Raw genomic sequence first — 14,740 nt, forward strand, 5'->3', positions numbered from 1 at the left:
CCGCTTTTTATTTATATCAATTCATTTAGCGGAATAGCAGTCCCGCCAAGATTCTTGATATAAAGAGCTGTATTCAACCAGTTCCAGCAAAAGCTTTCAAAGTCTCGGGCGCCACTGTAAGCACCTACATATTTTGATTCGGAGCGTAATTCTATTTTTCCGATTGATTCAAATTTGTCTGCAAACGAGCGTAGCAATTTTGGGCCAATAGCAACGACATCGAGTCCGGTTTTATACTGTCCGAATCCAGAGGGAATTTTCCTTCCTAATACTTCCACGTTGCTAATCTCTGCGATGTTGGGCTTGCTTGTTGCTGCATAAGTTGATGCAAGAAATCGGTACTCACTACGTCCTTGATGTTGAAATACCTCCATCAAAATAGCTGCACGATAAGCGCCGTCGGGAAGTTGGAATGTTAAAACCGTGTTTTCCTCAAAAATAAATTTTGTAACCAGTTTATATATTCTACACTTGCGAGGCTTGGGATTAGGCGTTGATAGTTTCTCTCGCAGTTTTTCCAACTTGCGCTGACGCTTTTGCCCTTCTTTTGCTCCGCATTCATTCTGCCAGACTTTGACGCCTGCGCCGTGCGCAATTGCTTCATCAACTTCCGCAATGATGTCGTGCGTCAATTGCCCTGTTTGCCAAAGGGCTAGGGCATAAACGGTAATATAGATTTCGTAGTCGAAACCATCTTCTGCGTCGAAAGGCTGTTCAACGGCCGCTTTAATTTCTTGAATGGAAGCGCCGGCATCATACATTTCCATGAATGTGCTATATACATCGTGCGCTAAATCGCCGTCAATAATTTTTACTCCGTCTGTCGCCATCGATTTGTATCTGCTTTTTGTATACCCAACGCAATGATAGGAAGCTTTAGAAACAGAAAGCGGCGACTGATACTTCAGTCGCCGCTTTTTTATAATCGAACTACCCTGAGTTGCGAAGTGCTGACACCGCAAAACGCCCGGTTCACCGTGCAACGACCCTGACTAAACGAAGAGGCAACCGTTGCCCCTGAGGCGCCGAGTAGGTTTGTATCACTTAAACGCCTCACGACTCGCACCCATGACCAAATTTTACTTCTTCGCCGCTGTTGTTCTGTTCTGGGTTACGCTGAGCGCCTCCTTGATGCGCGTGCAGTTGGCTTCTTCGCCCGTCTACAAAATGCGCGTGCCCACCTACCGTTCCATGCCCATTCGTTCCACGGCTGTGGTGCGGGTGCCAGGCGTGGCCACTACCGCTTCCTATAACTAACACCCTGCCGAGTAATTCGGAACCAACTATACATACAATCAGCACCGTAATATCTCCCGCCAGCTATACTTCCTATTGATATAAAAAGAGCCGTGCCTAAAAGGCGCGGCTCTTTTGCGTTTGGGGCACAACGGCTGAACGGCTGCGGCGCTAGCGCCAAGCCAGGGTCTCTTTGAACTCCACCGGGTACATGTTCAGGTATTGTACGATGCGCGGGTAAGTGCCGCGGTTGGGGCTGCTGCCGTGCGGCAGCGCGTGGTGCCAAATCACGAAGTCGCCCGCCTCGGCTGCAATGGGCACGGCCAGGTCGTCCAGGTTTACCCGGCGCGGGTCGGTGCCGGGCGGCAAGTCGGCCACCCAGCTTTCCAGCTGGCGGTGGAAGCCCGGCACGCAGCAAAAGGCACCTTGCTCGGCCGGCGTATCGCAGAGGTACAGCAGGCCTTGCGTGCCGAAGCGGAAGGGCGGTTCCAGGCTCATGTCCCAGTGCAGGTGCGGCCCCGGGAAGTGGTAGAGCTTGGTCTCGGGCGGGTTGAAGCTGGTGCGGTCGGTGGTTTTCCACAGGTCGGCGGTGTGCCACAGCTGCGCAAAAGCCTTCCGAATTCGCTTCGATTGCCGGTTGGCCAGTAGGGTAGGATGGTGGTAAAAATCCATCATAATGCCCTTGCCAATGGGTTTTTGGTACCAGGTGGCAGGGTCGAGCGGGTCCATGCCAAGCGCTTCCCACACCGCCAGCTCGGTGGCCCGCGCCTGTTCTTTCGAGACGGCGCCGCGCACCACCACGTACCCGTGCTCGTCCCAAAACGCTAAGTCCTCGGCACTCAGCACATCGGGGGCTGCTTCCACTTCGCGCAGGTTCTGCTGCAAAGCGGCCGGGTAAGGCTTGCCCGTAAACAAGCTGTTGAGCCGCGCAACCTGCATCGGGTCGAGGTGGCCGCCGTTTTTGGCCAGCACCCAAGCCTCGAACTCGGCAAAAGTGGGGGCGGCGTGCATCAGGTGCCGCAGGGTTTCCTCTATCGGCAGCCCCAGGCCATTCAGCAGCAAGTTGTCGAACCGCCAGTTCTGCTCCGTTGGTGCTACCAACAGGCCATTGCGCCGGGCCAGCACCTGCGACCAGTACCGTTTCAAATACATCACCCCCAGGCCACCAAGCTCTTCAGTATCCGCCAATGAGTCAGTAGGTTTTTTCTTTAGTAGGTTTTTGAACAGCATGTAACGCAGGCTTTACGGAGGCCAACCAGGGGCCGTAAATTACATAAAGCCACAAAAAAAGCGGCAACCGAGTTTTCGGTTGCCGCCTATTAATCAGGGAGGGTTGCGTTAGAAGTTGCGCTCGCCCGTCTCGCGCTTGCCCAGCATCACCGAACCCACCATGGCCGCCAGCAGCAGAATCGACGCCAGCTCAAACGGCAGCGCGTATTCTTTGAAAAGCACCAGTCCCAGCCGGTCCACCATGCCGATTTGCGAATCGAAGCTGGCCGCGTCGTAACCGGCGGGGCTCACGTTGCGCAGCGCCGCCACCAGAATCAACAGTAACGAGCCGCCGGCAATGGCGGCCGCAATTTTGGCCAGGGCGGGCTTGTGGGGCTCCGTTTCTTCGTTCAGGTTCAGGAACATAATCACGAACAGGAACAGCACCATGATGGCGCCGGCGTACACGATGATGTTCACGGCGGCCAGGAACTGCGCGTTCAGCAGCAAATAGTGGCCGGAGAGCGTGAAGAACGTGAGGATGAGGAACAGCACGCTGTGCACCGGGTTTTTGGCCAGCACCACGCCCAATGCACTCAGCAGGGCCACGAACGAAAGAAAGAGGAAGAGAGGGGACATAACAACGGGTTAGAGCACCACGCCAAAACAACGTCATGCAGAGCGCAGCGAAGCATCTCGCGTGCAATGGTAACTCAATCGTTCAACAAAGCGAGCGAGATGCTTCGCTGCGCTCTGCATGACAGTTCTTTAAACCGTCTGCATTTGCGAACGCAGCTTGTCGGCTTGCTCGGGCGTGAGCTGAATGCCGCGCTTCGAGCGGTTATCCGGCGTCACGGGCTCCACCAGCCGGTCTTTGCCGTAGATGAACTCGTCGCGCTCGAAGCGCGGCGGGGCCATTTTGTCGGCTTGCAGGTACACGGCGGCTTTCGGACAGGCCTCTTCACACAGGCCGCAGAAGATGCAGCGCAGCATGTTGATTTCGTAGCTCACGGCGTACTTCTCCTCGCGGTAGAGGTTTTCCTCGCCCTTCTTGCGCTCGCCGGCCACCATGGTGATGGCTTCGGCGGGGCAGGCCACGGCGCACAGGCCGCAAGCGGTGCACCGCTCCCGGCCGGCTTCGTCGCGCTTGAGCACGTGCAGGCCGCGGAACACGGGCGAGAAAGGACGCGTCTCGTCAGGGTAGCGGACGGTGACTTGCTTCTTGGTTGCGGCCCGGAAAAAGTGCCGCATCGTAATGGTCAGGCCCTGGAAAATGGCCGGCAGGTAAGCCCGCTCGGCGAAAGTCATGGGCTTCTTTTCGAGAACTTTGGCGCGTTTGCTAAGGGATTCCATGGTCGTTATTTAATCACGCCGAACGTAATCAGGCCGCCCGTCAGCATGATGTTGAAGATGGCCAGGGGGATGAGGATGGTCCAGCCCAGGCGCATCAGCTGGTCGTAGCGGAAGCGCGGGAGCGTCCAGCGCACCCACATGAAGAAGAAGATGAAACCGAAGATTTTGGCGAACAAGCCCACCAGCCCGAGGATGGTGATGATGTTTTGGGCCGTCACCAGCTCCAAGCCGCGGCTCGACACCAGCCAATCGCGCAGCTCGTATTGGAAGGGGAAGTTGAAGCCGCCGAAGTACAGCACGCTCATCACGGCCGACGCCACGAATACGTTGATGTACTCAGCAAACAGGTACAGGCCCATTTTCATGGAGCTGTACTCGGTGTGGTAGCCGCCAATCAACTCGGTTTCGCATTCAGGCAAGTCGAAAGGCGTACGGTTAGTCTCAGCAAAAGCGCACACAATGAAGATGATGAAGCCCAGCGGCTGCTTGGCGATGTTCCAGAAGTGCCACTCGCCGGCCACCGACTGCTGCAGCGTGATTTCGCGCAGCGAGAGCGTGCCCGACATCATCAGCACGGCAATCAGGGCGAGGCCCATGGCGATTTCGTAGCTGATGTTTTGCGAGGCGGCGCGGATGGCACCGAGCAGCGAGAACTTATTGTTCGACGCCCAGCCGCCAATCATGATGCCGTACACGCCCAGCGACACAATGCCGAACACGTACAGCATCCCCACGTTGATTTCGATGCCCTGCAGGTGAATGATGGTGTCGCCGAACTGCAGGAAGTTGCCAAACGGAATTACCGCCGACGACATCAACGCCGTGACCATGGCCAGGCAGGGGCCAAACACGAACAGCGCGCGGTTGGCGCCGGCCGGGAAGAATTCTTCTTTGGTGAAGAGCTTCACGGCATCGGCCAGCGGCTGCAGCAGGCCAAAGGGACCGGCGCGGTCTGGGCCCACCCGGTCTTGCAGGAATGCGGCAATTACGCGCTCAGCGTAGGTGCAATACGTGGCAATCAGCAGCGAAATGCCGAAGGTTGCCAGAACGACGAGGCCTTGCCAGCCCAGTGCGGGAAGAGTCATGTGTTGATGTGTTGATTTTTTGATGTGCTAATGTGCTGTTGGTTCCTTAATTCGTGATGTGGCCAGCACATCAGCAAATCATTCAATCAGCACCTCAATCAATTAGCCATTAATGCCGCCCAAACGGAGGGGCGGGTTGCGTTCCAGCTCGCGGGTAGTGCTTTCCGGTAGGTCGGCCAGCACCTGCGGGTTCACCACGGGCAACTCGTAGTGGTTGGCCGAGATAACCGAGGCGCGGTTGATGTGCGCCGGGCCTTCGAGCACCCAGTCCGAGGTTTCCTTTTTGTCGAAGCGGCAGGTGTTGCAAATCCACTCCTTCACTTCACCGTACTCGTCTTTGCGGGCCGTCACGCGAAGCACGTCCTTACCTTTGTACCAGAGGGTTACCCGGCCGCCGCACTTCTCGTTCTCGCAGTCGCGGTGGGCATTCACGGGCTTCGTGAACCACACGCGCTGCTTGAAGCGGAAGGTCTTGTCGGTCAGCGCGCCCACCGGGCACACGTCGATGACGTTGCCGCTGAACTCGTTGTCGATGATGTTTTCGATGTAGGTGCCAATTTCTGAGGCATCGCCGCGGCCCAGTACGCCGTGCACGCGCTCGGGGGTGAGCTGGTCGGCGGTGTACACGCAGCGGTAGCACAGGATGCAGCGCGTCATGTGCAACTGGATGAGCGGGCCGATGTCGATTTTCTCGAAGGTGCGGCGCTCTTCCTCGTAGCGGGTGGTGCTCACGCCGTGCTCGAAGGCAAAGTCCTGCAGGCTGCACTCGCCGGCTTGGTCGCACACCGGGCAGTCGAGCGGGTGATTGATGAGCAGCATTTCCACGATGCCTTTGCGCACATCCAGCACCTGCTGGTTGATGGTGTTTTCCACCACCATGCCGTCTTGCACCGTGGTGATGCACGAGGCCACCAGCTTGGGCATCGGCCGCGGGTCTTTCGCCGAACCGGCCGAAACCTTTACGAGGCAGGCGCGGCACTTGCCGCCCGAGCCCTTTAGCGGAGTGTAGTAGCACATGGCGGGCGGCACCACGCTCCCGCCAATCTGGCGGGCCGCGTTCAGGATAGTGGTTCCGTCCGGAACCTCTACCTCAATGCCGTCGAAGGTTATTTTAGCCATTGGATGGTTTTGTCATGCTGAGCTTGCGAAGCATCTTATCACGTTCGCAGTGCTCGGTTAATATCAGGTTCTGATGAAGGTAGCCGTGATAAGTTGCTTCCTTCGTCAGCATGACAGAAGTTGAAATTACGCCAGCACCGGGGCACCGCGGTAAGCCGCGCCGGGGGCAGTCGCCTCTTTGGGATTGGTCACGTGCCACTCAAACTCGTGGCGGAAGTGGCGCACGGCCGCAGCCACCGGCCACGCCGCGGCTTCGCCGAGCGGGCAAATGGTGTTGCCTTCAATCTGCTTGGCCACGCTCACCAGCAGGTCGATGTCGTGCATCGAGCCGTGGCCGTGCTCCAAGCGGTGCAGTACTTTTTCCATCCAGCCCGTGCCTTCACGGCAGGGCGAGCACTGCCCGCAAGACTCGTGGTGGTAGAAGCGGCTGAAGTTCCAGGTGTTCTTCACGATGCACGTGGCTTCGTCCATCGCAATGAAGCCGCCGGAGCCCAGCATGGTGCCCGTCACGAAGCCGCCGTCACTCAGCGACTCGTAAGTCATGAGGCGGTTTTCGCCGGCAGCAGTTTTCAGGATGAGCTCCTTGGGCAAAATCGGCACGGACGAACCACCAGCCACTACAGCTTTCAGGTCGCGCCCTTTCCAGATGCCACCGCAGTACTCATCGGAGTAGATGAATTCTTCGACCGGCACGCCCAGCTCAATTTCGTAGATGCCGGGCTTATTCAAGTGGCCGCAAGCCGAAATCAGCTTAGTGCCCGTGCTTTTGCCCACCCCCAGCTTGGCGTACTCGTCGCCGCCTTCGTTCACAATCGGAACGACAGCCGCGATGGTTTCCACGTTGTTTACCACCGTGGGGCGAGCGTATAGACCCTGCACAGCGGGGAATGGCGGCTTGTTGCGCGGGTTGCCGCGCTTGCCTTCCAGCGACTCCAGTAGCGCGGTTTCTTCGCCGCAGATGTAGGCGCCGGCGCCGGGGTGCACGTGCAAGTCGAGCGAGTAACCCGAGCCGAGGATGTTCTCGCCCAGAAAACCAGCGGCATAAGCCTCAGCAATGGCCTTTTCCAGAATACGCAGCACGTACAACAACTCGCCGCGGATGTAGATGTAGCTGGTGCGCGCGCCCAAGGCGTAGCTGCCCGTAATCATGCCCTCGATGAGCAGGTGGGGCAGTTTCGACATCAACTGACGGTCCTTGAAGGTGCCCGGCTCCGATTCGTCGGCGTTGCAGACGAGGTAGCGCGGCACGCCCTCGGGCTTGGCCAGGAAGCTCCATTTCATGCCCGTGGGGAAGCCCGCGCCGCCGCGGCCACGCAGGCCCGACTTCTTCACTTCTTCCACCACTTCATCGGGCGTCATGGTTTTGAGCGCCTTTTCCACGGAGCGGTAGCCGCCGTGCTTGCGGTACACCTCGAAGGTATCGATGCCTTCGACGTTGATATGTTCAGTTAATAGCTTGCGGCCCATAGAGGTAAGCGTTGTGCTGATGGCCAGCCGATTAGTAGTTCTTCAGCGAGTTGGGCAAGCCCGTTTCCTCCCAAGGCAGGATGGGGCGGTGCACCAGGCTCTTCAATTCGTTCAGCATGGCATCCACCGCTTCCGGCGTGTCGAGCTGCTCGTAGTATTTCTCGCGCACCTGCACGATGGGAGCGAAGCCGCAGGCGGCCAAGCACTCCACTTCCTTCAGGGTGAAGGTACCGTCGGGAGAGGTACCGCCCACTTTGGCGCCGGTGATGCGCTCAAGGTGCGCCGTCAGCTCATCGGAGCCGCGTAGCATGCAGGGGCCCGTGCGGCAGATTTCCAGCACGTGCTTGCCCACCGGCTTTAGGTTGTATTGGGTGTAGAACGTGGCCACCTCGTACACTTCAATCGGCTTGATTTTCAGCGTTTCGGCAACCAAGTCTTGTACTTCGGGGCTTACCCAACCGCCGAACTCGGCTTGCGCAATGTGCAGAATCGGCAGCAGGGCCGACTTGCTCCGGTCTTCCGGGTAGTGCGTAAGCAAGCGCTTGATTTCCGCTTGGGCGGCGGGAGAAAATTGCGGTTTGGTAGGCGCGGTGGTCGGCTCCATATCAGTCAGATTCACAGAAAACTAGGCGTCCAGCTCGCCGGCGATGACGTTCATGGACGAGAGAATGACAATGGCGTCCGACAGCGTCGTGCCCACGGCCATTTCCGGGTAAGCTTGGTAATAGATGAAGCATGGCCGGCGGAAGTGCAGGCGGTAGGGCGTGCGGCCGCCGTCCGAAATCAGGTAGAAACCCAACTCGCCGTTGCCGCCTTCCACGGAGTGATACACTTCACCCACAGGCGCATCAATCTCGCCCATGATGATTTTGAAGTGGTAAATCAGGGCCTCCATGTTCTTGTACACTTCCTGTTTGGCGGGCAGGTAGTAGTGCGGGGCATCGGCGTGGTAGGGGCCTTCGGGCAGGTTTTCCAGCGCTTGCTTGATGATGCGCAGGCTCTGCCAAATCTCTTCGTTGCGCACGATGAAACGGTCGTAGGTGTCGCCGTTGGTGCCCACCGGAATATCGAACTCGAAGTCTTCGTAGCTCGAATAGGGGTTCATGGCGCGCACGTCGTAGTCGACGCCGGCGGCCCGCAGGTTGGGGCCGGTGAAGCCGTAGTTCAACGCTTTCTCCGCCGAAATCGGGCCCACGTTCACCACGCGGTCCATGAAAATGCGGTTGCGGTTGAACATCGACTCGAACTCCTTCATCACGGCCGGGAAGGTCTTCAGCCAGTCGCGGAGCTTCTGCAGCGCCACCGGCGAGAAATCCCGCTCCATACCGCCCACGCGGCCCATGTTGGTAGTCAGGCGCGAGCCGCACACCTCCTCGTAGATTTCGTAAATCTTCTCCCGCTCCTGGAACACGTACAGAAAGCCGGTGAAGGCACCCGTGTCTACGCCCAGGATGGAGTTGCAAATCAGGTGGTCGGCAATGCGGGCCAATTCCATCATAATTACGCGCATGTACTGCGCCCGCTTGGGCACGGTCACGCCGAGCAGTTTCTCCACCGTCATGTGCCAGCCCATGTTGTTGATGGGCGACGAACAGTAGTTCATCCGGTCGGTGAGCGGCGTGATTTGGTAGAACGGCCGACGCTCCGCGATTTTCTCAAATGCGCGGTGGATGTAGCCGATGGTGGGCACGCCCGACACAATCCGCTCGCCATCCATTTGCAGGATGTTTTGGAAGATGCCGTGCGTGGCCGGGTGCGTGGGGCCCAGGTTCAGCGTCGTCAGCTCCTGGCTGAAGTCGTTGAGCAGGGGCATGAGCTGGCCGTGGCGCTGCGCGGCGGCCTCCTCGTGTATTTTATGGGTGCCTTCCAGCGTGTCGTTTACTGCCATGATATCGGAATCAGGGGCCTAGCGGCCGAAAAACAGGTCGGTTTTGTCTTCGCGGGTACCGTCTTCCAGCGGGTATTCTTTCCGCATGGGGTGGTAGTCCATGTCCTCCACGTTGAGGATGCGAATGAGATTGGGGTGGCCGGTGAAGATGACGCCGAAGAAATCGTACGCCTCACGCTCCATCCAGTTGGCGGTGGCGTAGAGGTCGGTCAGGGTCGGCACCACCGGGTCGGCGATGGGGAAGAAGATTTTAATCCGCAGGCGGATGTTCTGCGTCAGGCTGTGCAAATGGTAAATCATGCCCAGCTCCTTGCCCTCGTTCTCGGGGTAGTTGATGCCGCACATCGTGGTCAGGAAATGAAACTTTATTTCCTGGTCCTGCTGCAAGCCGGCCACGATGTCGTGGATGCGCTCCCGCGTGGTGGTCACCGTGAGCAAGCCGTGGGGCTCCTCTACGTCCGTGAACGTGGCCTCGCCAAACAACTTGTGCAGCAAAGCCAACACCCGCGCATTCTGGACCTTAATCGGGTCTTCGGCAACTGGAGCTTCGGGAGCGGCGGCAGATTCCTGAGGATTCATTCGGGGGTATTGTTAGTTGTTGGTTGCTAGTTGTCAGTTGTTAGTTTCAATAATGAGCCTGACAACTGACAACTAGCAACCAACAACTAGATTACTTGATGTTGTACGACGCCAGCAGGGCCTGATACTCGGGCGCGTTGCGGCGACGCATAGATTCGTTTTTGGCGAGGTCCTGCACGCGCATCAGGCCGTCGAGCACTTGCTCGGGGCGGGGCGGGCAGCCGGGCACGTACACGTCGACCGGGATGATGCGGTCGATGCCTTGCAGCACCGAGTACGAGTCGAAGATGCCGCCCGAGCAAGCGCAGGCGCCCATGGCCAGCACCCAGCGGGGCTCGGCCATCTGCTCGTACACTTGCTTCACAATGGGAGCCATTTTCTTGGCGATGGTGCCCATCACCATGAGCAAGTCGGCCTGGCGGGGCGAGAAGCTGGGTCGCTCGGAGCCGAAGCGCGAGATGTCGTAGTGCGAGCCCATGGTAGCCATGAACTCGATGCCGCAGCAAGAGGTAGCAAAGGGAAGGGGCCAGAGCGAGTTGGCGCGGGCAATACCGACCACCTTTTCCAGCGAAGTGGCGAAGAAGCCAGCGCCTTCAATGCCCTCAGGGGCCTCAACAGTTTTAATTTCTGGAACGCGGGTATCCATAAGGAAGATGAGTCAGTTAGGACGGCCTAATGGCCTAGTTGCCAACACCGGCAGCGCGGCAAAAGTTTGGCCGAATTAGGCTTCGTTCCAGCGCAGGATGCCCTTTTTGATGATGTAGAGGAAGCCTGCCAGCAGGAAGAACATGAACAGCACCATGGCAATAAAGCCGTCGTTGCCCAAGGCGCGGAAGTTCACCGCCCACGGATACATGAAGATTACCTCGACGTCGAATAGCACGAACACGATGGCCGTGAGGAAGTACTTCACCGAGATTGGGGTGCGGGCGTTGCCCACGGATTCGATGCCGCATTCGAATGCTTCGTTTTTCACCTTGCTGGTGCGCTTGGGGCCCACGAGGTGCGACACAATCATGGCGAACGCCACAAACGCCAACGCCAGACCGAATTGAATAAGAATGGGCAGGTAATCAGAAGGCTGATAATTGGCAGCCGATTGAATCAAGAACATAGCGGAAAATTTAGAAGGTAGCAGCACCCGTGGGCGCTGAAGGGCAAAGGTAGCGCCTACGGGTTAGGGGCGCAATGTTAAGGCAGAAGCGGCGGCAGGTGTTTGGTAAGCAACAACCCAATTGCTGCGACAAACCGGGCATCCGACTGCAGGGCATACGAGCAAATTGGGCCGAATGCGTAAGCTCAACATTGACGGTGCTGCGTGATTTAAAAGTTGAGTTGATGTAATTTGCTAAGGATAAATACGCTTTTTGGTAGTAATTTGACTTATTATACATCGTTTCGGGGCTGTTGGGCCTGATGCGCGATACCATTTCTACCCATGTCAAAGCGTGAAGTGCCCTTGTCCGAACCAACGTTGTCGTATACCGACCTGGCGAAGCGCGAACACCAGCTTTCGGTGATTTTTAACACCATTGCCGACGTCACGTTTGTGTTGAGCGTGGAAGATGACGGCCGCTTCCGCTTCATCTTCGCCAACAGCGCTTTTGAGAAGGCGACGGGCGTGCCGGTAGAAAAAGTGACCGGCAGCTACGTGAGTGACGTTATTCCGGAGCCTTCGCTGAGCCTGGTGCTCACCAAATACGAAGAAGCCATCCGCACCTCGCAGCGGGTGACCTGGCTGGAAACCTCCGACTATCCCACCGGCCGCGTGACGGGCGAAGTGAGCGTGACGCCGGTGCACGACGAAGCCGGCCGCTGCTACCAGCTGGTGGGGGTGGTGCACGACCTCACCAAGGAAAAGCAGGCCGAAGAGCGCCAGCTCCTGCTCACGGAACAACTCGTGCAGCAAAACTCCGACCTGCAGCAGTTCACGTACATCGTGTCGCACAACCTGCGGGCCCCGTTGGCCAATGCCTTGGGCTTTACCGATTTGCTGTCGCGGCTAGACAAACGCTCCGATACGTTTGACGTGTCGTTGCAGCACCTGCGCACCAGCATTCAACAGCTCGACCAGGTGATGATGGACGTGAACAACATTCTGTCGCTGCGCGACTCGCAGGACGGCTACCGGCCCGAACCCGTGCCCGTGGCCGCCGTGTGCCAGCAGGCGCTGCTCAGCCTGCAGGAGGCCTTGCGGGATTGCGGCGGCCAGCTGCACAACGCCATCCCGGCGGCACTGCACGTGGCGGGCAGCCGGGCCTATTTCCACAGCATCTTCCACAATTTGATTTCCAACGCCATTAAGTACCGCTCCGACGCGCGGCCGTTGCGAATTGACGTGGCGGCGGCCCGGGACCCGCGTCTGGGTACCACCCTCACGGTGCGCGACAACGGCTCCGGGTTCGACCAGGAGAAGGCGAGCGACAATATTTTCCAGCTGTACCGTCGCTTTCACGGCGGCACGGGTACCGCCGGGCGCGGCATCGGCCTTTTTCTGGTGAAGGCCCACGCAGAAGCCATGGGCGGGGCTATTTCCGTTCGGAGCCGCCTCGACGAAGGCACCGAGTTTACCCTTCATTTCAGGCCCCGTGCGGATGAAAACCTACCTCATTGACGACGACAACCTCGCCACCTACCTCACCGAGCAGCTCCTGCGGGCCGAAGGGTTTTCCAACACCATCTGCACCTTCCAATCGGCCCGAAAAGCGCTGGAAAAGCTGCTGATGCGGGCGAAGGAAAAGCTGGTGCCCCAGGTGGTTTTTCTGGACCTGAACATGCCCGAAATGGACGGCTGGCAGTTTCTGGATGCCCTCGCACCCTACGAAGAAGAATTGCGGGGGCACTGTGCCATCTACATCCTCACGTCGTCGCTGGCCCTGACTGACCTCGAAAAATCGAAGGAATACGACTTGGTGGCGGGCCTGATTCACAAGCCGCTGGATAGCGGCGAAATCCGGGCCATTCAGTCGAAATTAGGAGGCGAGGCAGACACTGAATAACCATCAATCGGCTTCACTATTGATACAAAAAGCCGCCTCTTTTGCTAGAGGCGGCTTTTTTATGACTAACTAATAAGGCTCTTACAGCCCTTTGTCGCGGTTCAAGTCTTCGGCCGGCTCCGAGCCCAGGAAGGGGTAGCGGTAGTCGGTCACGGGCACGAAGGTTTCCTTGATGGCGCGGGGCGACACCCAGCGAATGAGGTTGAGCTGCGAGCCGGCTTTGTCGTTGGTGCCGGAGGCGCGGGCGCCGCCGAAGGGCTGCTGGCCCACCACGGCGCCGGTGGGCTTGTCGTTGATGTAGAAGTTGCCGGCCGAGTTTTGCAGGCGCTGGCTGGCCAGGTCGATGGCGTACCGGTCCTGAGCAAACACGGCGCCGGTGAGGGCGTAGGGCGAGGTGGTGTCCACCAGCTCCAGCGTTTCCTCGAACTGGTTCTCGTCGTAGATGTGCACCGTGAGCACGGGGCCGAACAGCTCCTCGCACATGGTCACGTACTTGGGGTCTTTGGCCACGATGACGGTGGGCTCGATGAAGTAGCCTTTCGACTTGTCGTAGCCACCGCCGGCAATGATTTCCACGTTCGGGTCGGCCTTGGCGTTATCTAGGTACTTGGCCAGCTTATCGAACGAGACCTCGCTGATAACGGCGTTGATGAAATTGCCGAAGTCTTCCACGTCGCCCATCTTGAAGGAGGCAAGGTCTTCCTTCACGTAGCCGAGGATTTCCTGGGCCGTGTTGGACGGCAGGTAGACGCGCGAAGCGGCCGAGCATTTCTGGCCCTGGTACTCAAACGCCCCGCGGCTCATGGCCACGGCCACGGCTTTGGGGTGGGCCGAGTGGTGGGCGAGAATGAAGTCCTTGCCGCCGGTTTCGCCCACGATGCGCGGGTAAGACTTGTAGAGGTGGATGTTCTGGCCGATAGTCTTCCAGATGTTCTGGAACACGCCGGTGGAGCCGGTGAAGTGGATGCCGGCAAAGTCGCGGTGCGAGAAGATGACGTCGCCGGCGGTGGGGCCGTCCACGTACACGAGGTTGATGACGCCATCGGGTACGCCGGCTTCCTTGAACAGCTCCATCAGCACTTGGGCCGAATAAATCTGCGTGTTGGCGGGCTTCCAGACGATGACGTTGCCCATCATGGCCGCCGACGAAGGCAGGTTGCCGGCGATGGACGTGAAGTTGAAGGGCGTGAGAGCGAACACGAAGCCTTCCAGGGCGCGGTGCTCCACGCGGTTCCACATGCCGGGCAGGCTCTCGGGCTGCTGCTTGTAGATTTCCTGCATGTAGTACACGTTGAAGCGGAAGAAATCAATCAACTCGCAGGCGGCGTCGATTTCGGCTTGAAACGCATTCTTGCTCTGGCCCAGCATGGTGGCCGCATTGATGCGGGCGCGGTAGGGGCCGGCCAGCAAATCGGCGGCCTTCAGGAACACGGCGGCGCGGTGCTCCCAGGGCAGCTCGGCCCAGGCGGTGCGGGCGGCCAGGGCGGCGTCGATGGCCAGCTGCACGTGGCTGGCGTCGCCGGCGTGGAAGTGGGCAATGGTGCGCTGGTGGTCGTGGGGCGGGGCAATGCGCTCCAGCTTGCCCGTCCGCACCTGCTTGCCGCCGATGTACATCGGAATGTCCAGCTCCAGCCCGCGCAGGCTCTTGAGCTGCTGCTGCAGCTCCAACCGCTCTTTCGAGCCGGGCGCGTAGCCCTTCACAGGTTCGTTAATCGGGTAGGGGACGTTGAAAAAGGCGTTGGCCATAAGATTCAGGTTAAATGTGGCGTGGGCATTTTGGTGGGAGAGGGGCAAAGGTAGAATTA

At 58.6% G+C, this 14,740-nt stretch carries 16 protein-coding genes; 3 read left to right on the forward strand and 13 right to left on the reverse strand.

Annotation, left to right across the window (positions count from 1 at the left end; all coding sequences use genetic code 11):
- Positions 1-11: 11 nt before the first annotated feature.
- Positions 12-830 carry a hypothetical protein gene (locus JAO73_RS18075; RefSeq protein WP_198978549.1) on the reverse strand — a complete coding sequence of 273 codons (819 nt, stop codon included), beginning with the start codon at positions 828-830 and terminating at the stop codon, positions 12-14.
- Between the two features lie 238 nt (positions 831-1,068).
- Between JAO73_RS18075 and JAO73_RS18080 the strand changes: the two genes are divergently transcribed.
- Positions 1,069-1,257 carry a hypothetical protein gene (locus JAO73_RS18080; RefSeq protein WP_190922688.1) on the forward strand — a complete coding sequence of 63 codons (189 nt, stop codon included), beginning with the start codon at positions 1,069-1,071 and terminating at the stop codon, positions 1,255-1,257.
- A gap of 150 nt (positions 1,258-1,407) precedes the next feature.
- Here JAO73_RS18080 and JAO73_RS18085 read toward each other — a convergent pair whose 3' ends face one another.
- From JAO73_RS18085 to JAO73_RS18135, 11 genes are all read right to left on the reverse strand, one after another.
- Positions 1,408-2,382 carry a phytanoyl-CoA dioxygenase family protein gene (locus JAO73_RS18085; RefSeq protein ID WP_198978554.1) on the reverse strand — a complete coding sequence of 325 codons (975 nt, stop codon included), beginning with the start codon at positions 2,380-2,382 and terminating at the stop codon, positions 1,408-1,410.
- A gap of 192 nt (positions 2,383-2,574) precedes the next feature.
- Positions 2,575-3,084 carry an NADH-quinone oxidoreductase subunit J family protein gene (locus JAO73_RS18090; RefSeq protein ID WP_190922689.1) on the reverse strand — a complete coding sequence of 170 codons (510 nt, stop codon included), beginning with the start codon at positions 3,082-3,084 and terminating at the stop codon, positions 2,575-2,577.
- 129 nt (positions 3,085-3,213) lie between these two features.
- Complete coding sequence (locus tag JAO73_RS18095) at positions 3,214-3,798, reverse strand: NuoI/complex I 23 kDa subunit family protein (protein WP_233169275.1); 585 nt, start codon at positions 3,796-3,798, stop codon at positions 3,214-3,216.
- 5 nt (positions 3,799-3,803) lie between these two features.
- Positions 3,804-4,883, reverse strand: a complete 1,080-nt coding sequence (nuoH, locus tag JAO73_RS18100) for an NADH-quinone oxidoreductase subunit NuoH (protein WP_190922691.1) — start codon at positions 4,881-4,883, stop codon at positions 3,804-3,806.
- Positions 4,884-4,985: 102 nt separating this feature from the next.
- The gene (locus JAO73_RS18105; RefSeq protein WP_198978555.1) at positions 4,986-6,002 is read right to left on the reverse strand and encodes an NADH-quinone oxidoreductase subunit G; all 1,017 of its coding nucleotides are present in this window, start codon (positions 6,000-6,002) and stop codon (positions 4,986-4,988) included.
- A 126-nt stretch (positions 6,003-6,128) separates the two neighbouring features.
- Entirely contained in the window at positions 6,129-7,469 is a 1,341-nt protein-coding gene (nuoF, locus tag JAO73_RS18110) for an NADH-quinone oxidoreductase subunit NuoF (protein ID WP_198978556.1), read from the reverse strand.
- Between the two features lie 31 nt (positions 7,470-7,500).
- Positions 7,501-8,073: an NADH-quinone oxidoreductase subunit NuoE family protein gene (locus tag JAO73_RS18115; RefSeq protein ID WP_198978714.1), complete on the reverse strand. Its 573-nt coding sequence runs from the start codon at positions 8,071-8,073 to the stop codon at positions 7,501-7,503.
- Between the two features lie 21 nt (positions 8,074-8,094).
- On the reverse strand, positions 8,095-9,282 hold the full coding sequence (locus tag JAO73_RS18120) for an NADH dehydrogenase (quinone) subunit D (RefSeq protein ID WP_046244293.1): 1,188 nt from the start codon (positions 9,280-9,282) through the stop codon (positions 8,095-8,097).
- 93 nt (positions 9,283-9,375) lie between these two features.
- Positions 9,376-9,936 carry an NADH-quinone oxidoreductase subunit C gene (locus JAO73_RS18125; RefSeq protein ID WP_198978557.1) on the reverse strand — a complete coding sequence of 187 codons (561 nt, stop codon included), beginning with the start codon at positions 9,934-9,936 and terminating at the stop codon, positions 9,376-9,378.
- Positions 9,937-10,027: 91 nt separating this feature from the next.
- Positions 10,028-10,582 (reverse strand): NADH-quinone oxidoreductase subunit B, encoded by a 555-nt coding sequence (locus JAO73_RS18130; RefSeq protein WP_068188948.1) that lies wholly within the window; start codon positions 10,580-10,582, stop codon positions 10,028-10,030.
- Positions 10,583-10,657: 75 nt separating this feature from the next.
- A complete protein-coding gene (locus JAO73_RS18135; RefSeq protein ID WP_190922696.1) occupies positions 10,658-11,050 on the reverse strand; it encodes an NADH-quinone oxidoreductase subunit A in 393 nt (130 codons plus the stop codon).
- A gap of 324 nt (positions 11,051-11,374) precedes the next feature.
- On the opposite strand from JAO73_RS18135, the gene JAO73_RS18140 reads away from it, so the two are divergent.
- Positions 11,375-12,550 carry a sensor histidine kinase gene (locus JAO73_RS18140; protein WP_198978558.1) on the forward strand — a complete coding sequence of 392 codons (1,176 nt, stop codon included), beginning with the start codon at positions 11,375-11,377 and terminating at the stop codon, positions 12,548-12,550.
- Positions 12,531-12,935: a response regulator gene (locus JAO73_RS18145; protein WP_198978560.1), complete on the forward strand. Its 405-nt coding sequence runs from the start codon at positions 12,531-12,533 to the stop codon at positions 12,933-12,935. The genes JAO73_RS18140 and JAO73_RS18145 overlap by 20 nt, the downstream gene beginning before the upstream one ends.
- An 81-nt stretch (positions 12,936-13,016) precedes the next feature.
- Here the strand turns inward: JAO73_RS18145 and pruA are convergent, their stop codons facing one another.
- Positions 13,017-14,681, reverse strand: a complete 1,665-nt coding sequence (gene pruA / locus JAO73_RS18150) for an L-glutamate gamma-semialdehyde dehydrogenase (protein WP_198978561.1) — start codon at positions 14,679-14,681, stop codon at positions 13,017-13,019.
- Positions 14,682-14,740 lie beyond the last annotated feature (59 nt).

Source organism: Hymenobacter miniatus, from assembly GCF_016427455.1.
Taxonomy (GTDB): Bacteria; Bacteroidota; Bacteroidia; order Cytophagales; family Hymenobacteraceae; genus Hymenobacter; species Hymenobacter armeniacus.